The 25,442-nt window shown below is 54.5% G+C and carries 26 protein-coding genes; 13 read left to right on the top strand and 13 right to left on the bottom strand.

The genetic code is table 11. The features are described from left to right. The first annotated feature begins 204 nt into the window (after window positions 1-204). The 5 genes from fdnG (at window position 205) to ACP7A4_RS21510 (ending at window position 6,850) form a co-directional block, all read left to right on the top strand. The gene (fdnG, locus tag ACP7A4_RS21530; protein ID WP_426248179.1) at window positions 205-3,258 is read left to right on the top strand and encodes a formate dehydrogenase-N subunit alpha; all 3,054 of its coding nucleotides are present in this window, start codon (window positions 205-207) and stop codon (window positions 3,256-3,258) included. 18 nt (window positions 3,259-3,276) lie between these two features. Continuing rightward, a complete protein-coding gene (gene fdxH / locus ACP7A4_RS21525; protein ID WP_275296676.1) occupies window positions 3,277-4,194 on the top strand; it encodes a formate dehydrogenase subunit beta in 918 nt (305 codons plus the stop codon). Then, a complete protein-coding gene (locus tag ACP7A4_RS21520) occupies window positions 4,191-4,826 on the top strand; it encodes a formate dehydrogenase subunit gamma (RefSeq protein WP_426248177.1) in 636 nt (211 codons plus the stop codon). Before fdxH ends, ACP7A4_RS21520 begins: the two co-directional genes overlap by 4 nt. After that, complete coding sequence (gene fdhE / locus ACP7A4_RS21515) at window positions 4,823-5,731, top strand: formate dehydrogenase accessory protein FdhE (RefSeq protein ID WP_203303406.1); 909 nt, start codon at window positions 4,823-4,825, stop codon at window positions 5,729-5,731. Before ACP7A4_RS21520 ends, fdhE begins: the two co-directional genes overlap by 4 nt. Window positions 5,732-6,079: 348 nt before the next feature. After that, the gene (locus tag ACP7A4_RS21510; protein ID WP_426248175.1) at window positions 6,080-6,850 is read left to right on the top strand and encodes a hypothetical protein; all 771 of its coding nucleotides are present in this window, start codon (window positions 6,080-6,082) and stop codon (window positions 6,848-6,850) included. An 83-nt stretch (window positions 6,851-6,933) separates the two neighbouring features. On the opposite strand, the gene ACP7A4_RS21505 is transcribed toward ACP7A4_RS21510, so the two are convergent. After that, the gene (locus ACP7A4_RS21505) at window positions 6,934-7,869 is read right to left on the bottom strand and encodes a LysR family transcriptional regulator (RefSeq protein WP_426248173.1); all 936 of its coding nucleotides are present in this window, start codon (window positions 7,867-7,869) and stop codon (window positions 6,934-6,936) included. A gap of 472 nt (window positions 7,870-8,341) precedes the next feature. Here ACP7A4_RS21505 and ACP7A4_RS21500 point away from each other — a divergent pair, with 472 nt between their 5' ends. After that, window positions 8,342-9,616 (top strand): Wzz/FepE/Etk N-terminal domain-containing protein, encoded by a 1,275-nt coding sequence (locus tag ACP7A4_RS21500; RefSeq protein ID WP_059761861.1) that lies wholly within the window; start codon window positions 8,342-8,344, stop codon window positions 9,614-9,616. Window positions 9,617-9,621: 5 nt separating this feature from the next. Here the strand turns inward: ACP7A4_RS21500 and modC are convergent, their stop codons facing one another. The 6 genes from modC to ACP7A4_RS21470 all read right to left on the bottom strand — a co-directional run bounded on the left by modC (window position 9,622) and on the right by ACP7A4_RS21470 (window position 13,469). Then, on the bottom strand, window positions 9,622-10,710 hold the full coding sequence (modC, locus tag ACP7A4_RS21495) for a molybdenum ABC transporter ATP-binding protein (protein WP_426248172.1): 1,089 nt from the start codon (window positions 10,708-10,710) through the stop codon (window positions 9,622-9,624). A gap of 2 nt (window positions 10,711-10,712) precedes the next feature. Further along, window positions 10,713-11,393 carry a molybdate ABC transporter permease subunit gene (modB, locus tag ACP7A4_RS21490; RefSeq protein WP_426248171.1) on the bottom strand — a complete coding sequence of 227 codons (681 nt, stop codon included), beginning with the start codon at window positions 11,391-11,393 and terminating at the stop codon, window positions 10,713-10,715. Continuing rightward, on the bottom strand, window positions 11,394-12,095 hold the full coding sequence (gene modA, locus ACP7A4_RS21485) for a molybdate ABC transporter substrate-binding protein (RefSeq protein ID WP_426248212.1): 702 nt from the start codon (window positions 12,093-12,095) through the stop codon (window positions 11,394-11,396). Window positions 12,096-12,276: 181 nt separating this feature from the next. Further along, complete coding sequence (alkB, locus tag ACP7A4_RS21480; RefSeq protein ID WP_426248170.1) at window positions 12,277-12,960, bottom strand: DNA oxidative demethylase AlkB; 684 nt, start codon at window positions 12,958-12,960, stop codon at window positions 12,277-12,279. 6 nt (window positions 12,961-12,966) lie between these two features. Further along, on the bottom strand, window positions 12,967-13,131 hold the full coding sequence (locus ACP7A4_RS21475) for a hypothetical protein (RefSeq protein ID WP_203303399.1): 165 nt from the start codon (window positions 13,129-13,131) through the stop codon (window positions 12,967-12,969). A gap of 35 nt (window positions 13,132-13,166) precedes the next feature. Then, window positions 13,167-13,469, bottom strand: a complete 303-nt coding sequence (locus ACP7A4_RS21470) for a DUF1883 domain-containing protein (protein ID WP_048364799.1) — start codon at window positions 13,467-13,469, stop codon at window positions 13,167-13,169. A 209-nt stretch (window positions 13,470-13,678) separates the two neighbouring features. Between ACP7A4_RS21470 and ACP7A4_RS21465 the strand changes: the two genes are divergently transcribed. Beyond that, window positions 13,679-14,032: a hypothetical protein gene (locus ACP7A4_RS21465; RefSeq protein ID WP_048364800.1), complete on the top strand. Its 354-nt coding sequence runs from the start codon at window positions 13,679-13,681 to the stop codon at window positions 14,030-14,032. Between the two features lie 233 nt (window positions 14,033-14,265). After that, window positions 14,266-14,496, top strand: coding sequence for a hypothetical protein (locus ACP7A4_RS21460; protein WP_059761865.1), 231 nt, complete (start codon window positions 14,266-14,268; stop codon window positions 14,494-14,496). Window positions 14,497-14,513: 17 nt separating this feature from the next. Here the strand turns inward: ACP7A4_RS21460 and ACP7A4_RS21455 are convergent, their stop codons facing one another. Together ACP7A4_RS21455 and ACP7A4_RS21450 are read right to left on the bottom strand one after the other, a co-directional pair. Beyond that, on the bottom strand, window positions 14,514-14,792 hold the full coding sequence (locus ACP7A4_RS21455; RefSeq protein ID WP_048364802.1) for a hypothetical protein: 279 nt from the start codon (window positions 14,790-14,792) through the stop codon (window positions 14,514-14,516). A gap of 27 nt (window positions 14,793-14,819) precedes the next feature. After that, window positions 14,820-15,008 (bottom strand): hypothetical protein, encoded by a 189-nt coding sequence (locus ACP7A4_RS21450; protein ID WP_048364803.1) that lies wholly within the window; start codon window positions 15,006-15,008, stop codon window positions 14,820-14,822. 280 nt (window positions 15,009-15,288) lie between these two features. Between ACP7A4_RS21450 and galU the strand changes: the two genes are divergently transcribed. Next, a complete protein-coding gene (gene galU, locus ACP7A4_RS21445) occupies window positions 15,289-16,128 on the top strand; it encodes a UTP--glucose-1-phosphate uridylyltransferase GalU (protein WP_003445709.1) in 840 nt (279 codons plus the stop codon). Between the two features lie 135 nt (window positions 16,129-16,263). Then, window positions 16,264-17,622 (top strand): glutathione-disulfide reductase, encoded by a 1,359-nt coding sequence (gene gorA, locus ACP7A4_RS21440; RefSeq protein WP_203303398.1) that lies wholly within the window; start codon window positions 16,264-16,266, stop codon window positions 17,620-17,622. 65 nt (window positions 17,623-17,687) lie between these two features. On the opposite strand, the gene ACP7A4_RS21435 is transcribed toward gorA, so the two are convergent. After that, window positions 17,688-18,698 (bottom strand): DNA-binding protein, encoded by a 1,011-nt coding sequence (locus tag ACP7A4_RS21435; RefSeq protein WP_426248169.1) that lies wholly within the window; start codon window positions 18,696-18,698, stop codon window positions 17,688-17,690. A gap of 179 nt (window positions 18,699-18,877) precedes the next feature. Here ACP7A4_RS21435 and ACP7A4_RS21430 point away from each other — a divergent pair, with 179 nt between their 5' ends. The 3 genes from ACP7A4_RS21430 to ahpF all read left to right on the top strand — a co-directional run bounded on the left by ACP7A4_RS21430 (window position 18,878) and on the right by ahpF (window position 22,248). Further along, the gene (locus tag ACP7A4_RS21430) at window positions 18,878-19,816 is read left to right on the top strand and encodes a site-specific integrase (protein WP_203303396.1); all 939 of its coding nucleotides are present in this window, start codon (window positions 18,878-18,880) and stop codon (window positions 19,814-19,816) included. Window positions 19,817-19,994: 178 nt separating this feature from the next. Continuing rightward, a complete protein-coding gene (gene ahpC / locus ACP7A4_RS21425; RefSeq protein WP_016780891.1) occupies window positions 19,995-20,558 on the top strand; it encodes an alkyl hydroperoxide reductase subunit C in 564 nt (187 codons plus the stop codon). 127 nt (window positions 20,559-20,685) lie between these two features. Continuing rightward, window positions 20,686-22,248: an alkyl hydroperoxide reductase subunit F gene (gene ahpF, locus ACP7A4_RS21420; protein WP_048364808.1), complete on the top strand. Its 1,563-nt coding sequence runs from the start codon at window positions 20,686-20,688 to the stop codon at window positions 22,246-22,248. A 54-nt stretch (window positions 22,249-22,302) separates the two neighbouring features. Here the strand turns inward: ahpF and gloA are convergent, their stop codons facing one another. The 3 genes from gloA to ACP7A4_RS21405 form a co-directional block, all read right to left on the bottom strand. Next, window positions 22,303-22,824: a lactoylglutathione lyase gene (gloA, locus tag ACP7A4_RS21415; protein WP_048364809.1), complete on the bottom strand. Its 522-nt coding sequence runs from the start codon at window positions 22,822-22,824 to the stop codon at window positions 22,303-22,305. A gap of 421 nt (window positions 22,825-23,245) precedes the next feature. Then, complete coding sequence (locus ACP7A4_RS21410) at window positions 23,246-23,605, bottom strand: histone-like nucleoid-structuring protein, MvaT/MvaU family (RefSeq protein ID WP_426248210.1); 360 nt, start codon at window positions 23,603-23,605, stop codon at window positions 23,246-23,248. A gap of 234 nt (window positions 23,606-23,839) precedes the next feature. Next, on the bottom strand, window positions 23,840-25,393 hold the full coding sequence (locus ACP7A4_RS21405) for an EAL domain-containing protein (protein ID WP_426248167.1): 1,554 nt from the start codon (window positions 25,391-25,393) through the stop codon (window positions 23,840-23,842). Window positions 25,394-25,442 lie beyond the last annotated feature (49 nt).

Here is a 25,442-nt window from a genome sequence, read left to right as displayed (position 1 = left end):
CACCGCCTGCCGCTCATTGCACCTTCCTTGACGTCCATCAATATCGTTTCAGTGCTTTTTGTCATATTACTTGGGGTTGATTTTTCCTCGCGTGCGAGCGGAAGTTGGCTATGGTCATTAGATAAAAAAGCCTGAGCGTATCCTGTCACCGTGAGACAGGAGCGACTCTGTATCCGGCATAGCGCACGGATGTTGAGGAGATTTATGGACGTCGGCAGAAGACAGTTCGTCAAACTTTGTACGGCCGGTGTTGCCACGGCCACGGTAGCATCACTCGGTTTTGCCCCCGGACTTGCCCAGGCAGATCCCTCCCGCCAATACAAATTGCTGCGCGCCAAGGAAACCCGCAACAACTGCACCTATTGTTCGGTGGGTTGCGGGATTTTGATGTACAGCCTGGGCGACGGCGCCAAAAACGCTAAAGCGCGCATCTTTCATATTGAAGGCGACCCGGATCACCCGGTCAGCCGTGGCTCGTTGTGCCCAAAAGGCGCGGGCCTGATTGACTTCATCTACAGCGAGCAGCGGCTCAAATACCCTGAATACCGCGCCCCCGGCTCCAACGAGTGGCAACGCATCAGTTGGGAGGAGGCGATCACGCGCATCACCCGGTTAATGAAAGATGACCGCGATGCCAACTTCATTGAGAAGAATGCTGACGGCGTGACCGTTAACCGCTGGCTGACCACGGGCATGCTGTGCTCGTCGGCTGCCAGTAATGAAACCGGTTTTCTGGATCAGCGTTTTACCCGTGCGTTGGGCATGCTGGGCATCGACTGCCAGGCACGGCTGTGTCACGCCCCGACGGTATCGGCACTTGCGCCGACGTTGGGCCGGGGCGCCATGACCAACAATTGGGTCGACATCAAGAACGCCAACGTGGTGTTGATCATGGGCGGTAACCCGGCTGAAGCGCACCCGGTAGGTTTCAAGTGGGTGGTCGAAGCCAAGATCCGCAATGGCGCCAAAGTCATCGTCGTCGACCCGCGCTTCAACCGCAGCGCGGCCGTGGCTGACATTTACTCGCCCATTCGCGCCGGTTCCGACATCGCCTTCCTGATGGGCATGATCCATTACCTGATCACCCACGACCGTATCCATCATGAATACGTGCGCGCCTACACCAACGCGCCGCTGATCGTGCGCGACAGCTACACCTTCGAGGAGGGCCTGTTCAGCGGCTTTGACCCTGCCAAGAAGCAGTACGAACGCAGCGAATGGATGTACGAGCTCGACGCCGACGGTTTTGCCAAACGCGATGAAACCTATAGCCACCCCCGCTGTGTCTGGAACCTGCTCAAACAGCACGTCAGCCGTTACACACCCGAGGTGGTGACCGACATCTGCGGCACGCCAAAAGAAGACTTTCTGGAAATCTGCCGCATCATCGGCGAAACCAGCGCGCCAAATCGCACCACTACGTTCCTGTATGCGTTGGGCTGGACCCATCACTCCAGCGGCGTGCAAATGATTCGCGGCGCCGGGATGATCCAACTGCTGCTCGGCAACATCGGCATGGCGGGTGGCGGGGTCAACGCTTTGCGCGGGCACTCCAATATTCAGGGCTACACCGACATCGGGCTGCTGTCGCTGCGTTTGCCGGGTTACATGAACTTGCCCAGCGATCAACAAAGCAACCTGGCCACTTACCTCAAGCAAACCACGCCCAATGCGCTGCTACCGGAGCAGGTCAACTACTACCAAAACACGCCGAAATTTTTCATCAGCATGATGAAAACGTTCTGGGGTGATAACGCGACGGCGGCCAACGATTGGGGCTTTGACTGGCTGCCCAAGTGGGACAAAAGCTACGACGTGCTGCGTTATCTGGAAATGATGCATGACGGCGAGGTCAATGGTTACATCGCCCAGGGTTTCAACCCGATAGCGGCCTTTCCGGACAAGAACAAGGCCAGCGCGGCACTGGCCAAACTCAAGTACCTGGTGATTATCGATCCGCTGGTGACCGAAACCTCCAGCTTCTGGAAAAACTACGGCGACCAGAACGACGTTGATACGGCCAGCATTAAGACCGAAGTCTTCCGCTTGCCGTCTTCGTGTTTTGCCGAAGAAAACGGCTCCATCGTCAACTCGGGTCGCTGGCTGCAATGGCACTGGGCTGGCGCGGCACCGCCGAACGAGGCATGGCACGACGGCAAGATTCTGGGTCACCTGTTCGTCAAATTGCGCCAAATGTACGAACAGGAAGGCGGTGCCAACCCCGCGCCGCTGCTGAACATGGCCTGGAACTACCGCGACCCGCTGGATCCGACTCCTGAAGAGGTGGCGCAGGAGGCCAACGGTTTTGCCCTCGAGGACTTGAAAGACGCGCAAGGCAACATCACGGTGCACAAAGGCCAATTGCTCAGCGACTTCTCGCAACTGCGTGATGACGGCAGCACCGCCAGTTTTAACTGGATCTTTGCCGGCTCCTGGACCCCACAGGGCAACCAGATGGCACGCCGCGATAACGCAGACCCGTCAGGCTTGGGCAGTACCCTGGGATGGGCGTGGGCCTGGCCACAAAATCGGCGCATTTTGTACAACCGCGCCTCGGCTGATCTACAAGGCAAGGCGTGGGACCCGCAGCGAGTGGTTATCGAGTGGAACGGCCAGCGCTGGACCGGCATTGATGTGCCCGACTTCCCGGCCACGATGCCGCCAGGCAGCAAGGCCAACCCCTTTATCATGCTGCCCGAAGGCGTCGGGCGCTTGTACGCCATCGATGCGCTGGTCGACGGCCCGTTCCCCGAGCACTACGAACCGACAGAATCGCCGACGGGGCGTAATCCCTTGCACCCGAGCATGGTCTACAACCCGACCGTGCGCATCTTCCCTTACGACCAGGCCCGCCTGGGCACTGCGGCAGAATTCCCTTACGTCGCGACCACCTATTCGATCACTGAGCTGTTTCGTCACTGGACCAAGCACTCGCGGATCAACGCGGTGTTGCAGCCCGAGCAATTCATCGAGATCGGTGAAAATCTGGCGAAGAAAAAAGGCATCGTCCAGGGCGATTGGGTCAAGGTCAGCACCAAGCGCGGCTACATCAAGGCCAAAGCGGTGGTGACCAAACGCATACGTACGCTGCAAGTGGGCGGACAAGAGGTCGATACCATCGGCATTCCTTGCCACTGGGGCTATGAAGGTGAAACCCGTAAAGGGTATTTGGCCAACACCCTGACCCCGGCCATCGGCGACGCCAACGCGCAGACGCCTGAGTACAAGGCTTTCCTTGTCAACGTGGAAAAGGCGTAAGGGAGAAAGCTCATGTCCATGCAATCCCAAGACATTATCAAGCGCTCTGCGACCAATAGCCTGACGCCTGCACCTCAAGTGCGTGACAGCGAAGTGCAAGTGGCCAAACTCATCGACGTAACCATCTGCATCGGCTGCAAAGCCTGTCAGGTGGCGTGCGGGGAATGGAACGACCTGCGTGACGAGGTGGGGCATAACGTCGGCGTATACGACAACCCGGCAGACTTGTCGGCTGAAACCTGGACCCTGATGCGGTTCGACGAGGTTGAGGATGAAAGCGGCAAGCTCGAATGGCTGATCCGCAAGGACGGCTGCATGCACTGCGCCGATCCCGGCTGTCTCAAGGCCTGTCCGGCGCCAGGGGCGATTGTGCAATACGCCAACGGTATCGTCGATTTCCGCTCCGACCACTGCATTGGTTGCGGCTATTGCATTGCCGGCTGCCCCTTTGACGTGCCGCGCATCAGTAAAAAAGACAACAAAGCTTACAAGTGCACGCTGTGCATTGATCGCGTGAGCGTAGGGCAAGAGCCGGCGTGCGTTAAAACCTGCCCCACCGGTGCCATCAACTTTGGCAGCAAGGCCGACATGAAGCACTTGGGCAATGAGCGGGTGGCAGAACTCAACACCCGTGGTTTTGCGAATGCGGGGGTATACGACCCGCAAGGAGTCGGCGGCACCCACGTGATGTATGTGTTGCAACACGCTGACAAACCGCAGCTGTACCACAACCTGCCAGCCGATCCGCGTATCAGTAATGTGGTTGAAGGGTGGAAGGGCTGGCTTAAACCGGTCGCCGCTGTGGCGTTTTTTGCGACCCTGGGCGCAACCCTGTTCCATTACGTGGGGGTTGGTCCACTCACCACCGATGACGCCGACGATGAGGCTGAGCGTGAAGAGGGCGCGGCACACCAGGATCAGGAGAAGCACTCATGAAGCATAAAGACATGATCTTGCGCACCCCGTTTGCGGAGCGGATTTGCCATTGGGTGATGGTGATCTGCTTCATGTTGGTGGCGTTATCCGGGTTGTCGTGGTTCTTCCCCTCCATGAGTTGGCTGAGCAACGTGCTGGGAACGCCGCAACTGGCGCGCATCCTGCACCCGTTTTTGGGCGTCGTGGTGTTTTTGGCCTTGATGTTTTTATGTGTGCGCCTGGTCAAATACAACTTGCCTGAACCCGAAGATCGTCTGTGGTTTGCCAACGTTAAAGACGTGCTGATGGGGCGTCACAACAAAGCGTTGCAGGTGGGTAAATACAACGCCGGGCAAAAGCTGTTGTTCTGGGGAATCATGGGGCTGATTTGCCTGCTGTTAATCAGTGGTGTGCTGATCTGGCGCCCGTATTTCGCACCGTTTTTCCCCATCCCCGTGATTCGCGTCGGGGCGTTGATGCACTCGCTGACGGGCATCTGCCTGATCCTGTTGATTATCGGTCACGCCTACATGGGGTTCTGGGTCAAAGGCTCGATTGGCGGCATGGTCACCGGTTACGTTTCGCGAAAATGGGCCAAAACCCACCACGACCGCTGGTTCAAACAGATCAATACCAAGAAGGACAATCAATGAGCAGCATTAAGCTCACGCCGATAGAGACACCTACCGGCGGCATTGGCCGGATAACGCCGTTGTTGCTACCCACCCTCAAGCAGCACTACACCCGGCGTGCCGAACGCTTGCAAACGTTGGCCATTGATCATCCGATGGGTGATTACCTGAACTTCGTGGCCAACCTTGTACAGGCTCAGCAGCGAGTGTTGGAACAGCAGCCGCTACCGCGCAATCTGGCCGAGGGCGCGGCGGCGCGAATAGGCCAGCCACTGGCGCCACTGGATTACGTCAGCATGCAGCGCGATAGCTACTGGCAACAGGCGCTGGGGGCATTACTCGATCAATTACCCTTGGCGACAGTCGCCGTCCAGGAGGTGGTTGCAGCATTGCGCGATACGCCGCCTGAGCAACTTGAACAGCAGGCCAGCGCTCTGCTCAGCGGCCACCACGGCGAAGTGGGCAGCGCTCGCGCGTTGTTTATCTGGGCGGCACTGTCGTTGTATTGGACGCAACTGGCGGCACAGTTGCCCGCCAGTGGCCACGCGGACTATGGCGAGCACCGCCAGTTTTGCCCGGTGTGTAACAGCGAGCCATCGGCCAGTGTGGTGTTGGGTGGCGCACAAAGCGGCCTGCGGTATTTGCATTGCCGTTTATGTGAAAGCCGCTGGCACATGGTACGCGCCAAGTGCAGCAACTGTGAGCAAACGGGGAAACTGGACTATTGGTCGCTGGACACCAAAGAGGCGAGTATCAAAGCCGAAAGTTGCCTGGATTGTCACAGCTACCTGAAGGTGTTGTATCTGGACCGGGACACACAGTTGGAAACCTTTGCTGATGATTTGGCGTCACTGATCCTCGACGCAAAAATCGAAGAACAAGGGTTCGCGCGCAGTGGGCTGAACCCATATTTGTTTCCGGGGTAAGCCATTCGAACGCATGCCGGTGGAGCGTTTTGGCTGCATCCATCGGTGTGAAGCCCTGCACTTTTTACGAGACCTGCGTTCAATGCTGTACACCGTGATAACTAAACTTTACTTAATAAAAAGTTCAGTTTCTGATGACTCAGGCAGCAACTTTATCGAGCGCTTAGTGTCACGACAGTCAACGTTATAATGCGCTGCTTGTGAGGCGGCAAAGCGATCTCTGGAACTTATTAGGGCATGAGAGCCACACACGCCATACCTGTGACTTACTTTAGAATGCCTTCGCTCGTGAGGGGGAAGGTAATGTCAGCAGGACGGTCATGCACATAAATAGTTTGGAGATTCGCTATGTCTAACACGCTCTCGCTCAACCCCATATTACTTGATGCAATGGCTGCAGTACGTAAACCAGGGCTTGACAGCGCTCCTCAACAACTTCCAAGCCCCTCTGAACACAGCACGGGCAGTTTGAATTTCGACTCGATAAAACTGGGGCCAAGGAATAACATAAAATTCCACGAAGCTTACAATGCGACGGTCATGCTTTCGGGTGCCAATCAATTTTCGGGTAAAACTGACAAAGAAGTCGCGCAAACGTTGAGGAACAATTTTGATGCGTTCGAGGACCCCAAGAATCCGGGGGCTATTTCTCAGAAAATGATCCGCAATATGGCCAATAGTCAGTTAAGCGGCAACTATGCCGACGATCAAAATATCATGCTGGCGCGCGAAATCCTGAACCGGCCTGACTTGAATAAACTCTTGGATCAAGACAGCGTAACCGGTAAACAAGACGGCTTGATTCGTAAGGAAAATACGGAAATTGCTGCGAACGGCGGCAATCCACTCTCCGGTAAGTCGGATCAGAAAGTTGCCGAGGAAATGCTTAAGAACTTTGACAAGCTCAAGGATGATTACTGGACAAGTTCAATTAAAGTCGACACCCTCAAAGACATATCTAAGCGCTCGCTGACCGGCAATGCCGATAAAGACCGACTCACTCACATTGCAAGAGAAGTGCTGAGCCGCCCTGAGCTCCTTAAGAAGCTGGACAATATATACAGTAAAGATGGTGACGGCTGGATCCGCTGGGAAGCACTCGAGTACATGAAGGATTAATTAATCAGCGAGTTGCCTTCTTTGCCAGGAAGAATGCCCCGAGACGGTCGCGGCATTCTTTTTCATGTGCAGGATGTTGTGATTTAAGCCCAATGGGCCGGGTCATCCACGATGCCTTGGTGCCCCTCCAGTGTCTTGGGAATTTCCTGCTTAAGAAATTCGACCCATGTCTTAACCTTGGCATCCAGAAACCGCCGCGAAGGGTAGAGCGCATAGATGCGCTTCTCATGCAGCCGATAGTGGGTCAGCAAACGTACCAGAGCACCACGCCTGTAAGAGCCGACGGCGACGTAGTCCGGCAGCAGGCAGACACCCAACCCCGCTTCCGCCGCCTGCGCCATGGCTTCGGCCACATTGACCTGAAACACGTCCCCGGGACGCACAGACTGCTCACCCTGGGCGCCGTGAAAGGTCCAGCTGTCCGTAAATAGCGGGTCGACCAGGTGCAAACATCGGTGCTGTTCAAGGTCATTGGGGGTTAGCGGGATGCCGTTTTTTTCAAGATAGGAGGGGGCGGCACTGATCACGCTAGAGATCGTACCCAACTGTTGACCTACCAGTTCTGAGTCGGGCAGGTGCGAGGACAGCGTGATAACCACGTCATGGCCTTCCTCCAGCAAGTCGGGCTGACGTTGTGAGAGGGTCAAGTCCACACTGACCTGCGGGTACAACTCAGCGTAGCGAGCAACCAAAGGCGCCAACAGTTGAATGCCAATCCCTGTGGTTGATTGCACGCGCAAATGGCCACGAGGCGTCAAATGTGCCCCGCCTGCCTCGGCGTTGGCGTCTTCAACCTCTTTCAAAATCAGACGGCATCGCTCCAGATACCGGGTCCCGACTTCCGTCAATGCCAAGCGCCGTGTACTGCGTTGCAACAGCCGGGCCTGCAATGAACCTTCTAGCTCTGATAACAGGCGCGAGGTTTGGGCCGTGGAGTAACCCAACGCTTGAGCGGCTGCCGTAAAGCTGCCGGTTTCGACCACGCGCACAAAGACACGCATCGCCTGAAAAATATCCATCCTGATTGTTACCCCACACGTGAGCGTGTTTTTTGTCGGGGGATAATTACACAGACTGATCAAATATGCCGCGTTGACATCATCGCGCCGGGCTGATCAGTGCGCCCAGGCTCGTGGTAAAACCGGTGGCCATTCTATCGGGCCGTATCACTCAAATGGCCTATGTGAACCGCTGTGTTGAGAAAAAAACCTTAAAGCCCGTTCTACAGCCTGAATAATGCCTTAGGGGGTTTCTGAGATTTTTGTAAGTAAATTGTCAATAAAATGAGAAACAGCCGCTGAAAATCATAATTGTGCTAGATATCACTTTGGCATCACTTGCTTTTATTGAGGTATGTGCTTGATTCTTAAGCGTAGGGATCTTTTTCAGGAATGGTCTGTCAGATAGGCATTGAAAACGACCTAACCTAGATCTGCTTAAGCAGTCAAGCGGTGAACTTGCCAAGAAGTTCTACTCACAAGGTGCATTTTTTTGAAAACTATTCAGCATCCGCTAGCAGAAACTTCGACTGATGAAATCGACCTGTTTGCTTTGATTCAATCGCTATGGCAGCAAAAAAAGCTGATTGCAGGCACCACTGCTGCGGTGGGCGCTCTCGCGTTGGGCTATGCGTTCCTGGCCCCGAGTGTGTACCAGGCCAGTACCGTGTTGCGCCCTGCGGCTATTAACGAACTCGATGCCCTGAACCGTTCCGAGGTGTACAAGCTCCCTCCGACCGATGCGTTGCTCAAAGTCGGCTCAGCACTGGACTCTTATGAGACGCGGCTCAATTATTTTGAAGCGCATCAGGACCTGTTCAAACCCCTGGAAAAGAAAGGCATTTCTCTGGAGCAAAGTTTCGAAATTTTCAACCGCGATGCGATTAATCTCACCCAGCCAGATCCCAAAAAGCCGGATTCGCTAAGCCCCTTCATCAAACTGGAACTTACTTACCCGGATAACGTTGACGGGGTAAAAATCCTTAACGGTTTTGTTGAATACGCGATCAATAATCAGCGTGCGCAAATTGGGGCTGACCTTAAAGTCATCATTAATAATCGCCTTAGAGAGCTGGAAGAAAAGATTGATGCGGCGCGCTCCGGTTATAAATCAGACAAAGAAGGCAAAATTGCCACACTGGTTGAATCAGACACATTACAGCGGGCCAAGCTCAACGATGAATTAAAGGCCCTTCGGTTGCAGTTAAAAACCGAACGAGAATCACGGATTGCACAGTTGTCCGAAGCGATCTCAATTGCCCGCTCATTGGGCATCACGCGTCCGACCACACCTTCAGCCATGTCGGATGCGGCCCAAGGCTCGAGTCGGGTCATGCGCACTGAGATCACATCCCAGAGCATTCCGCTCTACTTTATGGGAACTCAGGCGCTGGAGGCTGAGCGCACGGCACTGCTCAAACGCACCTCGGATGATTTCACTGACAAAGGCATCTCCGATATTGGCAAAAAGCTGCATATGCTGGAGGTTAACCGGCAGGTCGAAATGCTCGGCAAGCGTGCCAACGAGGACCTGTTTCTGAAAAATATCGAGCCGTTGCGGGCAGAGGTGGTTCGCCTTGGCAACCTGAACACCGACATGGGCAAGCTGGGGCTCGTCAGCATTGATCGCAAGGCCCAAACGCCGATCAGCCCGATCAAGCCCAAAAAGGCGCTGATTATTGCATTGGGTCTGGTGTTGGGCTGCTTGCTCGGTATCGCAATTGCGAGCACACGTTACTTGATCAGTCGACGCCGACCAATGCCCTGAAGCGATCAGGCCAGTACGGCCACGGATTTGATTTGCGCCCACATCTGCTGGCCCGTGGTGAGATTCAATTGATCGCGCGAGTAGCGGGTGATACGTGCCAAGAGCGCTGTGCCACTAGCATCGAGGTGGACCAGCACATGGGCCGGATTGTCAGCGGGAGCTTCGCTGATGACCGTCACTCGCAGGCAATTGAGGATGCTGCTGTGTGCGCCAGGCTCAAGGTTCAAGCTGATGTCGCGTGCCTGGACCTTGATTCGCAGGCTTTGGCCTACCGGCAAAGAGACATGCGCCACCCGCAACCCTTGGTTGCTGTTGGGCAGGCGCAAACTCAGTAATTGATAGTGGGCATCGTAGGCGTTGACCACGCCCTCAATGACTACCCCGGCGTCATCGCCTTGTGCCAAAGGCAAGTCGAGCCTGGCGAGGGTCTGGGCAATCGGGCCGCTGGCCAATGCTTGGCCTTCACTTAGCAGCACGATGTGGTCGGCCAGGCGCGCGACTTCATCCTGCGAGTGGCTGACGTACAGCACTGGAATATCCAGCTGCGCATGCAGGCGCTCAAGGTAGGGCAGGATTTCGCGTTTACGTTGGTTATCCAATGCCGCCAGCGGCTCGTCCATTAGCAGCAATTTAGGGCTGGTAAGCAGTGCTCGGGCTATACCCACGCGCTGGCGTTCACCACCGGACAGATGACTGGGCGAACGGTCGAGCAAATGGGAAATACCCAACAGTTGTGCGGCGTCAGCCAATTCAACGCTACGTTGATTACGTGCGATACGCCGCAGCCCAAAGGCAAGGTTTGAACGCACCGACAGATGCGCAAACAGACTGGCTTCCTGAAAAACATACCCCAAGGCACGCTTATGCACGGGCACAAACAGATTGCGCTGCGAGTCTTGCCACACTTCACCGTTGACCTCTACATAGGCCTGACTGGCACGCTCAAGCCCGGCAATGCAGCGTAAGCAGGTGGTTTTCCCTGAACCGGAATGCCCATAAAGCGCTGTAATGCCTTTGCCGGGCAACTGCAAATCGAGGTCCAGGGCAAAGTCGCTGTAACTGAGCTGGAGCCGAACGTTGATATTCGATTGCATGTTCATCCCCATGGGCTTTGACTTCTGCGGCTTGAATACAACGCCAGGAGCACCACAAAGGAAAACACCAGCATCGCCCCGGCCAGCCAATGTGCCTGAGCATATTCCAGCTCCTCCACGTGATCGTAGATCTGCACCGAAACCACGCGGGTTTTCTCTGGAATATTGCCCCCGATCATCAAGACCACGCCAAATTCGCCCACGGTATGGGCAAAGCCTAGAATCGCGGCAGTGACAAAGCCGGGTCGGGCCAGGGGCAATATCACGCTGAAAAAAGTATCCCAGGGGCTCGCGCGCAACGTTGCGGCCACCTCAAGCGGTCGCCGGCCAATGGCTGTGAATGCGTTTTGCAGAGGCTGTACGACAAAAGGCATTGAATAGATCACAGAGCCAATGACCAGTCCGGCAAAGCTGAAGGTCAATGTGCCGAGGCCGATAGACTGCGTGAACTGACCTACAAGGCCATGCGGCCCCATCGCCAGTAACAGGTAGAAGCCGATGACCGTGGGTGGCAATACCAGGGGCAAGGCAACAATCGCACCAATAGGCCCGCGTAATCGCGAGCCGGTATGCGCCAGCCATAACGCGATCGGCGTGCCGATTACCAACAAGATCACCGTGGTTAACGACGCCAGCTTGAAGGTCAGCCAAATAGCGGCGAAGTCAGCAGCCGAGAGCGGCATTTAAAGCTGGTAACCGTAAGCTTTGATGATGGCCGCCGCTTTAGGCCCTTTCAGGTAGTCCGCAAGGGCTTTGGCAGCCGGATTGTTCGCGCCTTTTTTAAGGATCACGGCATCTTGTTTGATGGCGTCATGCATCGAGTCTGGAACGATCCAGGCAGAGCCTGCGGTGACTTTGCCATCTTTGTAAATTTGCGACAGGGCGACAAAACCGAGTTCAGCATTACCGGTTGAAACAAACTGGTAGGCCTGAGTAATGTTTTGGCCTTCGACAATTTTGTCTTTGACCTTGTCAGTCAGCCCCAGTTTGGCCAGTACCTGGGTGGCGGCCAGCCCGTAAGGCGCGGCTTTGGGATTGGCGATAGACAAATGGGTAAATTTATTCGCGAGTAACGCCTGATCAGTGCCATCGATGTAGCCGTCTTTGGCTGACCACAACGCCAGTGTGCCAATGGCGTAGGTAAAGCGCGAACCTGGGACGATGTCGCCTTCTTTTTCGAGTTTTTGCGGCGTGCTGTCATCAGCCGCCAGAAATACTTCAAAAGGCGCACCATTTTTTATCTGCGTGTAAAACTGCCCGGTCGCGCCGTAGGCTGCGACTAATCGGTGCCCCGTGTCGTTTTCAAAATCACGGGCGATGGCCTGGATCGGGGCAGTGAAATTGGCAGCTACGGCGACTTGAACTTCATCCGCTTGTGCTGACATTGCACAAAGGCACCCGATCAATGTTGCGAGGGCCACAGGGGCAAAGCGAAACGCTTGGGCAGTCATGTCGAAACTCCTTTTAATGGCGAAGGCAGCCCAAGATTTTCAGGGTGTAGTGGGCGATAGGAAGATAATCGGTATGTATAAAAATATATAGCGATTTATCAGCTCACTGTCTGCGCTAAACACACTCGTCAGGGCAGGCTATTGAGCCTGCCTTGCGCAGAGTGATATTGATCCGTTGTTCCCCCAGCAATGAATGGTGCCCTGGCTTGATCGGCAGCACGCCATGGAAGCGCAAGCGATCGACGCCGCCCCAGACCACGATGTCGCCATGGAACAGTGAGATGCGTTGCGTGGGATCGTTGCGCTCAAAGCCGCCAAACAGGAAGATAGCCGGCAGCCCAAGCGAAATCGAAACAATGGGCGCAGTGTAGGTGCGCTCGTTCTTGTCTTGATGCAAGGACATTTTTGCACCCGGGGCGTAGGTATTGATCAAGCACGCATCGGGCGCAAAGTGATCAAAACCTGCTGCGTGTGCAGCGGCCTCGGCCAACTTCAGGAAAGGATCGGGCATTGCAGGCCAGCGTGCCCCGGTCAAAGGGTCCAGGGCGCTGTACCGATAGCCTGCAAGGTCGGTGGTCCAGCCCAGATCACCGCAACTGCTCAAACGCGCTGACATGATGTAGCCGCCAGGCGTTTGCATCTGTCGAAAAGGGGCCTGCGTCAAAACCTGCTCAAGCGCCGTGAGCAGTGTATCTACCCATGGCAAAGCAAAACCGCGCAATACAAACGCCTGCTCACTGATTTTTTCAATCCGTGCGGGTTGTTGCAGGTCCTGCTCGGCAAACAGGTCGAAAGACATGGCGGGTTAGAGTGCCTTGCTCACTTTGATCTCGGTGATGACTTCATCGCTGTTGTGAATTTTCTCAAGCGCTGCGCGGGCTTCTTCTTCGGAGCCAGTCTGCAGCTGCGCAAACTCAAATCGGCGCTCGCCATCGAGTTTGTACTTAATCACGTACTTAGTGGTTTCCACGGGATGTCCTGTCTAAAAGGGTGCTGACGTCAGGCTTAGCGGAGTTTTGAGCTGGAGCGACGAACAATTTTGATCGAGTGCTTCAAGGTCGGTTTGCGCGTCACGCTGACAGCGCGGGTGCTGACGGTATCGATCGTGATGTTCCAGAAACCGGTGCTCGGCGCAGTGATGCGGGCCGGAAATTTATCAAATGCACCGCCATGGTAAGAGTGGCGGCCACCGTTTTTAAAGCTGCGAAAATGTGCATCGCTCATCAAGCGGATATTGCACGGGTGTGAGCACTCGATGACGACAATGTCATCTTCATTAAGGTGCTCACGCTGGTGAATAAATTTCATTGGGGCTCCAAAGGGGGCATTTGTTAAAAAAACAGGACGATAGCATGTGCTTTAGTCCAAGTTGGAGGCGAAAGCAGCTTATTATGCCGCCGCGCAGAAAAGTCTGACGCCTGGCAAGTCGAAATTGCTACTTTTTAAGTATTAATTCCCTGTCATCAGGGAGAAATTTTAAAGATCGCTGGTCGTAAGGTCTTTAACGGAGGATTTGTATGAAGTGGGGCGTGTTGGTCGCAGTGCTGGCTTTGGGAGGCTGTGCATCAGTTACAGATATTGAGCAGACAATGCCCACCATGAGCGTGATCTCGGGAAAGAAGCCGGACGCTTACGCCCAATGCTTGGTGCAGCAGTTGTCACGCACGCGCAAGGCCCCGCAAATAGAGCCTCACAAGGAAGGTTTGCGGGTAATCGTTCCGCAAAAACTGACCTCGGGGCCCACAGCGGTGATTGATATCGAAGAGCGCTCAGGCGGGAGCAGCATCAAGGTGTATGAAAGCATGTCGAATGTGCCCATTCGTCCGGGTGACATCCGCGGTGCCGCAACGCACTGCATTTCGGGCGACTAAGCGTCAAATCTGATTTATATCGTTTGATGACTCAAAAACCTGGCGTCGCTTTACGTGATGTCAGGTTTTTTTTCGCCTGATGACCAGGGCGCGCGTCAAGGCAAGTGACGTGGCGACAGCGTTGAAGGTCAAACGCTCAGTGCTGATGGACTGAAGTATTCAGTAAACTGCGCGCATTTAGTTGTACCGGTGCTGAAGCCCTGCGCTTGAGCGCCAATTTTCAGGAGGACGCGATGAAGCGAGAACACGTCAAGCAGCGACATGCCGAGGGCAGCATTACAGCGACCCATGCCATTCAAAACCCGGCAGTTACGGGGGAGTGGATCGTATTTTTCAAGAAGAGTGCAGGCCGCAGCTTCTTTTTAGTCGACAACAACGACGAAGTTGAGTCGTTCGAGAGTCTGGATGCGCTGGTCGAAACCATTCGCTCGCTCGGGATCAAGTTCGTCGAAGTGCATATCTGACGCCAGGCAGGTGCAAATTATTTGCACATCACCACGACAGTCCGGCTCGTGAAATTACCGACATCGACCCCCAGGGTCTTTTCACTGTCCTGGACAGTTGATGAGCCATCGGTGCCCACAATGGTGTATCCCGTTCCGGCACACGAGGCGTCGGCTTTTTCGTAGCATTTGCCCCAGGACATGGCTTCGCCAGAACAGTCTATGCTCAACCCTTGCTTGCCATCCGGCAGGTAGGTATTGGATGCAGTGGCGCAGCCGCCAAGGGCTAGCAGTACAGCTATCAGGGTCTTTTTCATTGAGTGCCAGTTATCGCGATATAAGGGTCAGATTTTGTTTTTACGTTTGCGTGCAGGCGCATCGGGTTGATCTTGAAGCACAGCAGCCACTTCCATGGCGCTGGTTTCAGAGGCAAAAGGGCCAGCTACCTGCGCCTGGGCTGCGTCCAGTACCCACCATGCGCCCGGTGTGACTTCTTTGATCAGGTAACCGTTGACACTTTTGATATCCGACATTGTGAGGCGTGCTCATTGATTTGAAAGTGCGCAATAGTACCGTCAAACAGCCGTGGCGTGCTCTGATGCATACTCAATGGCCATTACGTTCAAGCAGACCCTGTCGACGCTTCATAGGTTCAAGACAGTGATCCAAAGCATGAAAAATAAGTCACGAAGGAACTAAGTGGCACAAAATTTCTCTATGTTGGCATCAGTATGCTATCGGGGGCATTGTAACGTCGCTGCCGCCTGATTAGACTGCGCCAAATTCGTACGCACAGCCCTTTTAAGGACTCATATGATCAAGAAATGCTTGTTCCCAGCAGCCGGCTACGGCACTCGCTTTTTGCCAGCGACCAAAGCCATGCCTAAAGAAATGCTGCCGGTGGTAAACAAGCCACTGATCCAGTACGGCGTTGAAGAAGCACTGGATGCTGGTTTGAACGAAATTTCCATCGTGACCGGTCGCGGCAAGCGAGCGCTGGAAGACCATTTCGACATCAGCTATGAGCTGGAAAACCAGATCAAGGGCACCGATAAAGAGAAGTATCTGGTCGGTATTCGTCGCCTGCTGAGCGAGTGCTCTTTCTCTTACACGCGCCAAACCGAAATGAAAGGTTTGGGCCACGCCATTCTGACTGGCCGTCCGCTGATTGGTGACGAACCCTTTGCGGTCGTGCTGGCAGACGATTTGTGCGTCAACCTGGAAGGTGACGGTGTACTGACTCAGATGGTCAAGCTGTACAACCAGTACCGCTGCACCATCATCGCGATTCAAGAAGTTGACCCTCAAGAAACCAACAAGTACGGCGTGATCGCTGGCGACTTGATCGGTGACGATCTGTACCGCGTGCGCAACATGGTTGAGAAGCCTGCGCCGGAAGATGCGCCATCGAATCTGGCGATCATTGGCCGCTACATTTTGACGCCGGACATTTTCGAGCTGATCAAGCAGACCGAGCCGGGCAAGGGTGGTGAAATTCAAATCACGGATGCCTTGATGAAACAGGCGCAAAACGGTTGCGTAATTGCCTACAAATTCAAAGGCAAGCGTTTCGACTGCGGCGGTGCTGAAGGCTACATTGAAGCGACTAACTTCTGCTTCGAGAACTTCTACAAAACTGGCAAAGCTTACTAAGTAGAGCGAGCCTGCTGATTGCTTCAACAGAAAGCCACCTACGGGTGGCTTTCTCGTTTTTCGTCTTCAACAACGCCCGCGCGCTGTTCAATCGTGCTGGAGCGATTATGCTGATGGACTGCTCAGGAGATAGAAATGTCCTACGAATTTGATTTGTTTGTGATTGGTGCGGGTTCGGGCGGCGTACGCGCTGCGCGCTTTGCGGCCGGTTTTGGTGCAAAAGTAGCGGTGGCAGAAAGCCGTTATCTGGGAGGGACGTGTGTCAACGTCGGCTGCGTGCCGAAGAAACTGCTGGTCTACGGCGCACATTTTGCTGAGGACTTTGAGCAGGCTTCTGGTTTTGGCTGGACCTTGGGCGAATCGAGTTTTGATTGGGCTACCCTGATTGCCAACAAAGACCGTGAAATCAATCGACTCAATGGAATCTATCGCAACTTGCTGGTCAATAGCGGCGTTACGTTGATCGAAGGTCATGCCCGTATTACCGGCCCCAACGAGGTTGAGGTCAATGGTCAGCGCCATAGCGCCAAGCACATCTTGATTGCCACCGGCGGCTGGCCGCAGATCCCTGAAATTGCTGGCCGTGAGCACGCGATCAGCTCCAATGAAGCCTTCTTTCTAAAGGCGTTGCCTAAGCGTGTACTGGTAGTGGGCGGTGGTTACATTGCTGTTGAATTCGCCGGGATTTTCCATGGCTTGGGCGCGCAAACGTCGCTGCTTTACCGCGGCGATATGTTCCTGCGCGGGTTCGACGGCGCAGTGCGTAAGCATTTGCATGAAGAGCTGACCAAGCGCGGTATGGACATTCAGTTCAACGCCGACATTGCGCGTATCGACAAGCAAGCAGATGGCAGTTTGAAAGCCACGCTCAAGGATGGTCGTGAGTTGGAGGCGGACTGTATTTTCTATGCCACTGGGCGTCGCCCAATGCTCGACAACCTGGGGCTGGAAGCCACCGGTGTAAAACTCGACAAGCGTGGTTTTGTTGAAGTGGATGACCTGTATCAAACGGCTGAGCCTTCGATTCTGGCCATTGGCGATGTCATCGGTCGTGTGCAATTGACGCCCGTTGCATTGGCGGAGGGGATGGCGGTTGCGCGTCGATTGTTCAAGCCCGAGCAATATCGTGCGGTGGATTACGCGATGATCCCGACCGCGGTGTTCAGCCTGCCCAATATCGGCACTGTGGGCTTGAGCGAAGAGCAAGCAGTTGAAGACGGGCATGCGGTACAGGTCTTCGAGAGCAGTTTCCGCCCAATGAAGCTGACCCTGACCGATTGCCAGGAGCGCACATTCATGAAACTGGTGGTGGATGCCAACACCGACAAGGTGCTGGGCTGCCACATGGTTGGGCCTGAAGCCGGGGAAATTGTGCAAGGACTGGCGATTGCATTGAAGGCAGGCGCGACCAAGCAGCACTTTGATGAAACCATTGGCGTGCATCCTACCGCCGCTGAAGAATTCGTCACCATGCGCACGCCGGTTAAGCGTTAAGCAATCAAATCACCACTGGTGAGGCTGTGTTGTTGCAGCCTCACCGGCAGGTACGTCTGGCTGGCTTACTCCTCGGGTGTCGCATCCCTCGCAATGCCCTGGGCTTCTTTCTGTGCCTTGAAGCTGTCAAGTGCCGCTTGCGCTTTCATCGCTTGCATTGTCAGCTCAGTTTGAGCCTGCTGCGATTGCGCATAAGCCTGTCTCAATACCTCGCTTTCTTGAGTGGCCACGCGCAGGCGCTCCTGAAGCAGCGTGCGCTCACTGTCCAGCAGGCTTAATTGCTTGTTCATCTGCTCATTGAGCTGGCTGGATTTGTGCTGCTGAGCATTGGCGTGCTGCAACTCCTTGGCCAGGGCGCGACTGTCGCTGTGTACGCGCTCGTTATCACGGTGCAATTGGGTGATTTCGTCCTGGCGCACCAGCGCGCTTTGTTGTGCCTGGCGTAACTCCATCTGAACTTGTTGAACTTGCCCTTCATGCCGGCGTTGATCTTGCTCGCGTTGCTCCTTGACCGAATTGCGGTAGTGCTCAAGGGCATCACGCGCGTGCAGGTGTTTTTCTTCCAGCGAGCTGATTTGTTCGTCGCGATCCTTGAGGCGTAGCTCAAAGTCGCTGCAAGCTTGATTCAGGGCAGCGTTGCGCGTCTGCTCGGTTTGCAGCATAGAGCGCGTTGACGCCAGGCTTGCGGTTTCCTGAGTCAATGCTTGCGCCTGAATCTCCAGTTGCTGTTGCAAAACAGCCAGCGCTTGCTGGGCCTCGGACAGCTCATCTTGCAACTGGTTTTTAAGTTGCTCGTAATGAGCCTGGGCGCGATCTATCGGCTCCTGGGCCTGTTCCTGCAAACGATGGGCGAGGCGGGTGACCAGCTCAGCCAACTCATCTCCCAGCTCGGCATGCGATACGCCGCGGCGCGTATCGCTCTCGTCCAGCTCCTTTAAATACCGGTGAATGGTGGTTTTTGAGCCGGTATTGCCCATTTCAATACGTACAGCATCGATGCTCGGGTGTTCGCCACGGGCGAGGATTGCTGTGCGCGCAATTTGGACCACTGCTTTGTTAACGCCGCCACGGGCCATGGCTGTCTCCTACGATTATGTACTGTGGTATGTATCATGTAATTACATACTATATTGTTTTATAAATCTTGTCTTTTATTCGTCATCTTAAGGCGGGATATACTGGTATTATCCCGTGCCAGGGCCTTGGATTCGTTTTTAGGGCCTGTTTTCAGTACACCCGCCAAGAGAACTACCCAATGAGCGATCTGGATCGCTACCTAAACGCGGCGACCCGCGACAACACCCGTCGCAGCTACCGTGCTGCAATTGAGCATTTCGAAGTGACCTGGGGGGGCTTTCTGCCGGCTACCAGCGACAGCGTGGCGCGTTACCTGGTCAATTACGCAGGACAACTCTCGCTCAACACCTTGAAACTGCGGCTTTCGGCCATAGCTCAGTGGCATAACAGCCAAGGCTTCGCCGACCCCACTAAGGCACCAGTGGTGCGCAAGGTTTTCAAGGGCATTCGCGCGCTGCATCCGGCGCAGGAAAAACAAGCGCAACCGTTGCAGCTGCAACACTTGGAAAAAGTGGTCGACTGGCTTGAGGACGAAGCGCAGGCCGCGCGTGCCAACCAGGATCACCCCGGATTGCTACGCGCCAGACGTGATTGCGCACTGATCTTGCTGGGTTTTTGGCGCGGGTTTCGTAGCGATGAGCTGTGCCGCTTGCAGATCGAGCACGTGCAAGCGGTGCAAGGGGCGGGTATCACCCTGTACGTACCGCGCAGCAAGGGCGATCGCGATAACCTGGGCAAAACCTTCCAGACGCCAGCGCTGTTACGGTTGTGTCCGGTGCGCGCCTATATCGAATGGCTCAATGTATCGGCCTTGGTGCGTGGCCCCGTGTTCAGAGGGATTGATCGCTGGGGCAACCTGGCGCAGGAGGGCTTGCACGCCAACAGTGTGATTGCGCTATTGCGCCAGGCACTTGAGCGCGCAGGTATCCCTGCCGAACAGTACACCAGCCACTCATTGCGGCGCGGTTTTGCGACATGGGCCCATCAAAGTGGCTGGGATTTGAAGTCGCTAATGAATTACGTCGGCTGGAAGGACGTAAAGTCAGCGATGCGCTATGTTGAAGCGACCCCGTTTACCGGGATGAGCGTAACCGCTGAAAAAAGTATCGGTCACTGATTGGGATCAAGAGGCGAGGGTGCGCAAAGGGTGATAGTCAGATTCAGGTTTCTTCTATTAATACAGTGACCTGATAGCCAAAACCAATCACCTGCATCAGCTTTCCCAATGAGCCTGATACAAAATGTGTTGTTAGGATTCACCCCATCAACTTTTCAACCCTGACGGAGAGACAACGATGCCTATCATCAACAGCCAAGTAAAACCGTTCAAAGCCACTGCTTACAAAAACGGCAGCTTCGTGGAAGTGTCGGACGCCGACCTGAAAGGCAAATGGTCCGTTGTGTTCTTCTACCCAGCTGACTTCACCTTCGTTTGCCCAACCGAGCTGGAAGACCTGGCTGATAACTACGAAGAGTTCAAAAAGCTTGGCGTAGAAATCTACAGCGTGTCGACTGACACTCACTTCGCTCACGCTGCCTGGCACAACACCTCGCCAGCCATCGGCAAAATCCAATACACCATGATCGGTGACCCAACGCTGACCATCTCGCGCAACTTCGACGTGCTGATCGAAGAAGCTGGCCTGGCTGACCGCGGTACGTTCGTGATCAACCCGGAAGGTCAGATCAAAATCGTTGAACTGAACGATGGCGGTGTGGGTCGTGACGCTTCCGAGCTGCTGCGCAAAATCAAAGCGGCTCAGTACGTTGCTGCACACCCGGGCGAAGTATGCCCAGCCAAGTGGAAAGAAGGTGAATCCACCCTCGCTCCATCGTTGGACCTGGTAGGCAAGATCTAAGCCTGTGAGCCAGCCAAGGGCGGTGATCCGCACCTGAGTTGTAAGCTGCATCGCCCTCAAAACGCCCGGGCGACATTCGCTCGGGCGTTTTTTTTACACAGTCTTAACGTTAAAGGAGATCGCCCGTATGTTGGACGCCAATCTAAAAGCTCAGTTGAAGTCATACCTGGAGCGGGTTACCCAGCCAATCGAGATCGTTGCTTCGCTCGACGACGGCGCGAAATCCCGTGAAATGCATGACTTGTTGAAAGAAATCGCTAGCCTTTCCAGCCAGATCACCTTGCTGGACAACGGCACCGATGCGCGCAAGCCTTCGTTCTCGTTGAATCGCCCGGGCGGCGACATCAGCCTGCGTTTTGCAGGCATCCCAATGGGCCACGAATTTACCTCGCTGGTACTGGCTTTGCTGCAAGTCGGCGGCCATCCCTCGAAAGCCAGTGCAGAAGTGATTGAGCAAATCCGTTCGCTTAAAGGCGAGTTCAACTTCGAGACGTATTTTTCGCTCTCGTGCCAGAACTGCCCGGACGTTGTTCAAGCGTTGAACCTGATGGCAGTACTCAATCCGAACATTCGCCACGTTGCGATTGACGGTGCTTTGTTCCAGGACGAAGTGACCGAGCGCCAAGTAATGGCAGTGCCAAGCGTATACCTGAACGGGGTTAACTTTGGTCAGGGGCGTATGGGGCTCGAAGAAATCCTTGGCAAGCTGGACACCAGCGCGATTGAACGCCAGGCCGAAAAAATCAGCGCCAAAGACGCTTTTGATGTGCTGGTGATTGGTGGCGGCCCGGCCGGTGCGGCGGCTGCAATTTACGCGGCCCGCAAAGGTATTCGTACGGGTGTGGCAGCTGAACGCTTTGGCGGTCAGGTGCTTGACACGATGGCCATCGAAAACTTCATCTCGGTTCAAGAGACTGAAGGACCCAAACTGGCCACGGCACTGGAAGAGCACGTCAAACAATACGACGTGGACATCATGAACCTGCAACGTGCGGATCAGTTGATCCCTGGCAAAGCGGGCGAGTTGCACGAAGTCAAATTCGCCAGCGGTGCCTCACTCAAGGCCAAGACACTGATTTTAGCGACGGGTGCGCGCTGGCGTGAAATGAATGTGCCGGGCGAGCAAGAGTACCGCAGCCGTGGTGTAGCCTACTGCCCACACTGCGACGGCCCCCTGTTCAAGGGTAAACGTGTCGCGGTGATTGGTGGGGGTAACTCAGGTGTTGAGGCCGCCATCGATCTGGCCGGTATCGTTGCGCATGTGACGTTGCTTGAGTTTGATACCAAGCTGCGTGCCGATGCGGTGTTGCAGCGCAAGCTCAACAGCCTGCCTAACGTGACCGTGATTACCAATGCCCAAACCACTGAAGTCACGGGTGACGGGCAGAAAGTCAACGGTTTGCGCTACAAAGAGCGCCAGTCTGGCGAGGTGCGTGACATCGCACTGGAAGGCATTTTTGTGCAAATCGGTTTGCTGCCTAACACCGACTGGCTCAAAGGCACGATTGAATTGACGCCTCGCGGCGAGATTGTTGTCGATGCGCGCGGTGAAACTTCAATCCCGGGCATTTTTGCCGCCGGTGACGTTACCACCGTGCCTTACAAGCAAATTGTGATTGCGGTCGGTGAGGGCGCCAAAGCATCCCTGAGCGCATTCGATCACTTGATCCGCACTTCAGCTCCCGACTGATCAATCGGCAATAAAAAACCCATGAGCGATCATGGGTTTTTTATTGCCTGCGTTTTACAGCGGGGTGGGCTGAATAATCTCGACCCAATAAGCATCCGGGTCCTTGATGAAGGCCAGCGACTTCATGCGGCCATCGGTTAGGCGTTTTTGGAAATCCACACCCAGCGCTTCGAAGCGCTCACACGCAGCCACGATGTCAGGCACCGAAATGCAAATGTGACCAAAGCCGCGCGGGTCCGTATTGCCGTTGTGATAAACAACGCTATCGTCTGTTTCCGAACCATGGTTGTGAGTGAGTTCGAGAATGCCGGGGATCGACTTCATCCACACGGTGCGAGCCGCGTCATCGGACGGGATTTGCGCTTTGTCGACCAGCGCAAGGAAGTACAAGCTGAATTGAGCGTCAGGGAAATCGCGCTTTTCGACCAGCGAAAAACCCAACACCCGCGTGTAGAAATCCAGGGACTTCTCGATGTTTTTCACACGCAACATGGTGTGGTTGAAAACGAAATTTTGGGTAGCGCTATCTGGAGCGGCAGTCACGCCAGAGATGTTGTTCAGGTCTTGCAGGCTCATGAACCCTCCGAATGTATTGCTTGGGTGATCGGTCGCTGCGGTGAGCGTGATGGGCGAATGATACGGAATGTGACGTCGTGCGCCAAACGGGTTTTAGGAAAACGTGAAATGGCGCATCGGATACGCAAGGGGTATACAGGCAAATTTCAGGCAAAAAGAAGCCCGCCGAAGCGGGCATGGGGCGCTAGTCCTTTAGCAGCCTCCATCCTGATGCGAGCGATGTGAAAAAAATGTGAATCAGGGCATGTCTACGACTATTGGTTGAGTTGCGCCGTCAATAAGGCGCAACTCTTCATTTCAGCGATGCTTGAACAAATCGATAAAGCGTTGAGTGCGTGTAAACAACGTCTTGTCTGTGGCGGTGTATTCATCCTGAAAAGCAAAAAAGCCCTGCAGGGCAGGGCCGGTGAAACAAAATGCATCAGGTACGTACCCAGGTCTCTACAGTGGCGGCACCGTATTGCTCTTTCCAGGCCTTAAGCCCGCGGTGATTGCCGCCTTTGGTTTCAATGAGTTCGCCGGTATGCGGATTTTGATACACCTTGAGCACACGCGCCTTGCGCTGCTTGGGGGTTGATGAGGTTTTGGACGTCGCGTGGCCTGGATCAAGAATGGCAATAATATCCCGCACGTTTTTATTGTAAGACTTCATCAATCCCTGGAGCTTCTGCTCGAACTCAATCTCCTTTTTCAAACCGGCATCATTCTTTAAGGCTTCTAACTGCGCCAACTGTTCTTGTAGCGCCTTTTCGGCAGCGCGAAATTCAGCAAGTCTGGACAAAGTCATTACTCCAATCGTAGGTCGGCAGGCTAAACCGATGAGATGAATGATGTATTAGCCACATGGCATGGACACAATAGTTTTACCGTCGTTCAGCCTGAATCAGGACTCGGCAAAACGAGTATTAAGGTGTTCTGTCATCAGTCAAAAAAATTGTAGTTGTTAATTTACAAAGTGCCAATGGCCCTTCACGGTGACAGTGCTGCGCCGCTCTGCAAGTTCTAACCCCTGTGTTTAGTTCATTGTTTGTTGTGGTCGCGCCTGCACCGATTTAATGAATTGCTCTGGTGGCAGTGGGCGCGAAAACAGATAACCCTGTAGAAACTCGACCCCGCGCGAGGTCAAGTAGTGGCGTTGTTCTTCGGTTTCAATGCCTTCTGCCACAACCCCCAGCTCCAGCTTTGCGCTGAGCTCAATGATGGTGTCCAGAATGTGCTTGGATAATGCATCGACACCGATCATGGCGACAAAACTCTGATCAATTTTCAAGTAATCAACGTTGAATTCGCGTAAATACGTGAGGCTTGAATGCCCGGTGCCAAAGTCATCTATCGCGATCATTACGCCGATCGCGTGCAGTTCAGCGAACAACTGGAGCGCCACCTCGCTTGGCACGATCAACTCTCGCTCTGTCAGCTCCAGTACGAGTTTGATATGGCCTGGTGCAAATGCTTTTAAAAAGGCTCGGCAGTCATCCACCAATCCCAAGTCCTGACAATGGCGTGCGGTGATATTGAAGCCAATATGAAAGCCCTGCGCCAGATTCGCTGCGTGGGGTGAGAGCAAGGCTGCAGTCTGCTGCATGAGCGATCGTGTCATCGGTACGATTAGGCCACTATGCTCCGCGAAAGGAATGAACAGATCAGGGCGAACCAATCCTTCTCGCGGGTGCTGCCAGCGCATGAGGATTTCGACGCCTGCCCACTCCTGCGTGTCGCTGCGCACAATCGGCTGGAAATAAGGAATGAACTCACCCGCCTCTAAGCCACGCTGAAGTTCATGACTGGGTGATGACGCACGCTTTTGCAGCCAGTGCACAGTCGCCGCTGATATCAGTCCCAGAAAAACCAGTAATCCCATCAATACGGGATATTCCACAACCGCGTACCGGGCAATTTCACCCTCACTAAAACCTGCCACGACGCGGTAGGGGTATTGCGTGGAGGGGTGACTGACTTGCGCCACGGGATAATCAGGCAGGGCGGCGTTGCTAACTAGACCATAGCGGTCTATCCAGGCGTTACCCACTTGAATCAATAAATGTGTTTTAGGGTTGATCAGCCCCAGCACATTGACTAAATGAAAACCATAGAGACTCACCAATACACTCTGTTGCCCGTTCTGCTTGCGCAATACCAGTAAAGGTTCGTTCGGTGTAATGGGATTGCCGGGCATTAACCACAATGTGCCTGCGGTGTAATCGCCGGGGTATACGCTCTCCTTGAAGCGGCCGAACAAGGAGGTGCAATACAATTTATTGTCCCAGGCCAAATTAACCGAGCGCACAAAAGGGCGGCGTGTCACTTGATCACGCAACGCCAATTCGACTTGTGCGCATTCTTGTCCAGCCAGCGGTAAAACCACATCGGCGGCCAAGTCTGCATTGTCGAGCATTTGATCGAATTGCCGGACCGCCTCCTCAGAGGTATGCAGGGCGATCAGTTCCAGCGAGCGGTTAGCCTGCCATGCCAGGATGAACAGGCCAAGTACAACGGGCAGCAAGCCACTGAGTACAATTAACGCGTAACGATCTGTCCACGTGCGGGTCAATTTCAGCGTTAAAGGCATTCAGGTTCCTGAGCGTACAAATAAAGGCGATGAAGAGAGAATAGGCGTT

The organism is Pseudomonas sp. TWR3-1-1 (assembly GCF_049896545.1).
GTDB lineage: Bacteria > Pseudomonadota > Gammaproteobacteria > Pseudomonadales > Pseudomonadaceae > Aquipseudomonas > Aquipseudomonas weihenstephanensis.
The sequence above is the reverse complement of the archived record's forward strand: the minus strand, read 5'-3'. Positions and strand labels throughout refer to the sequence as shown.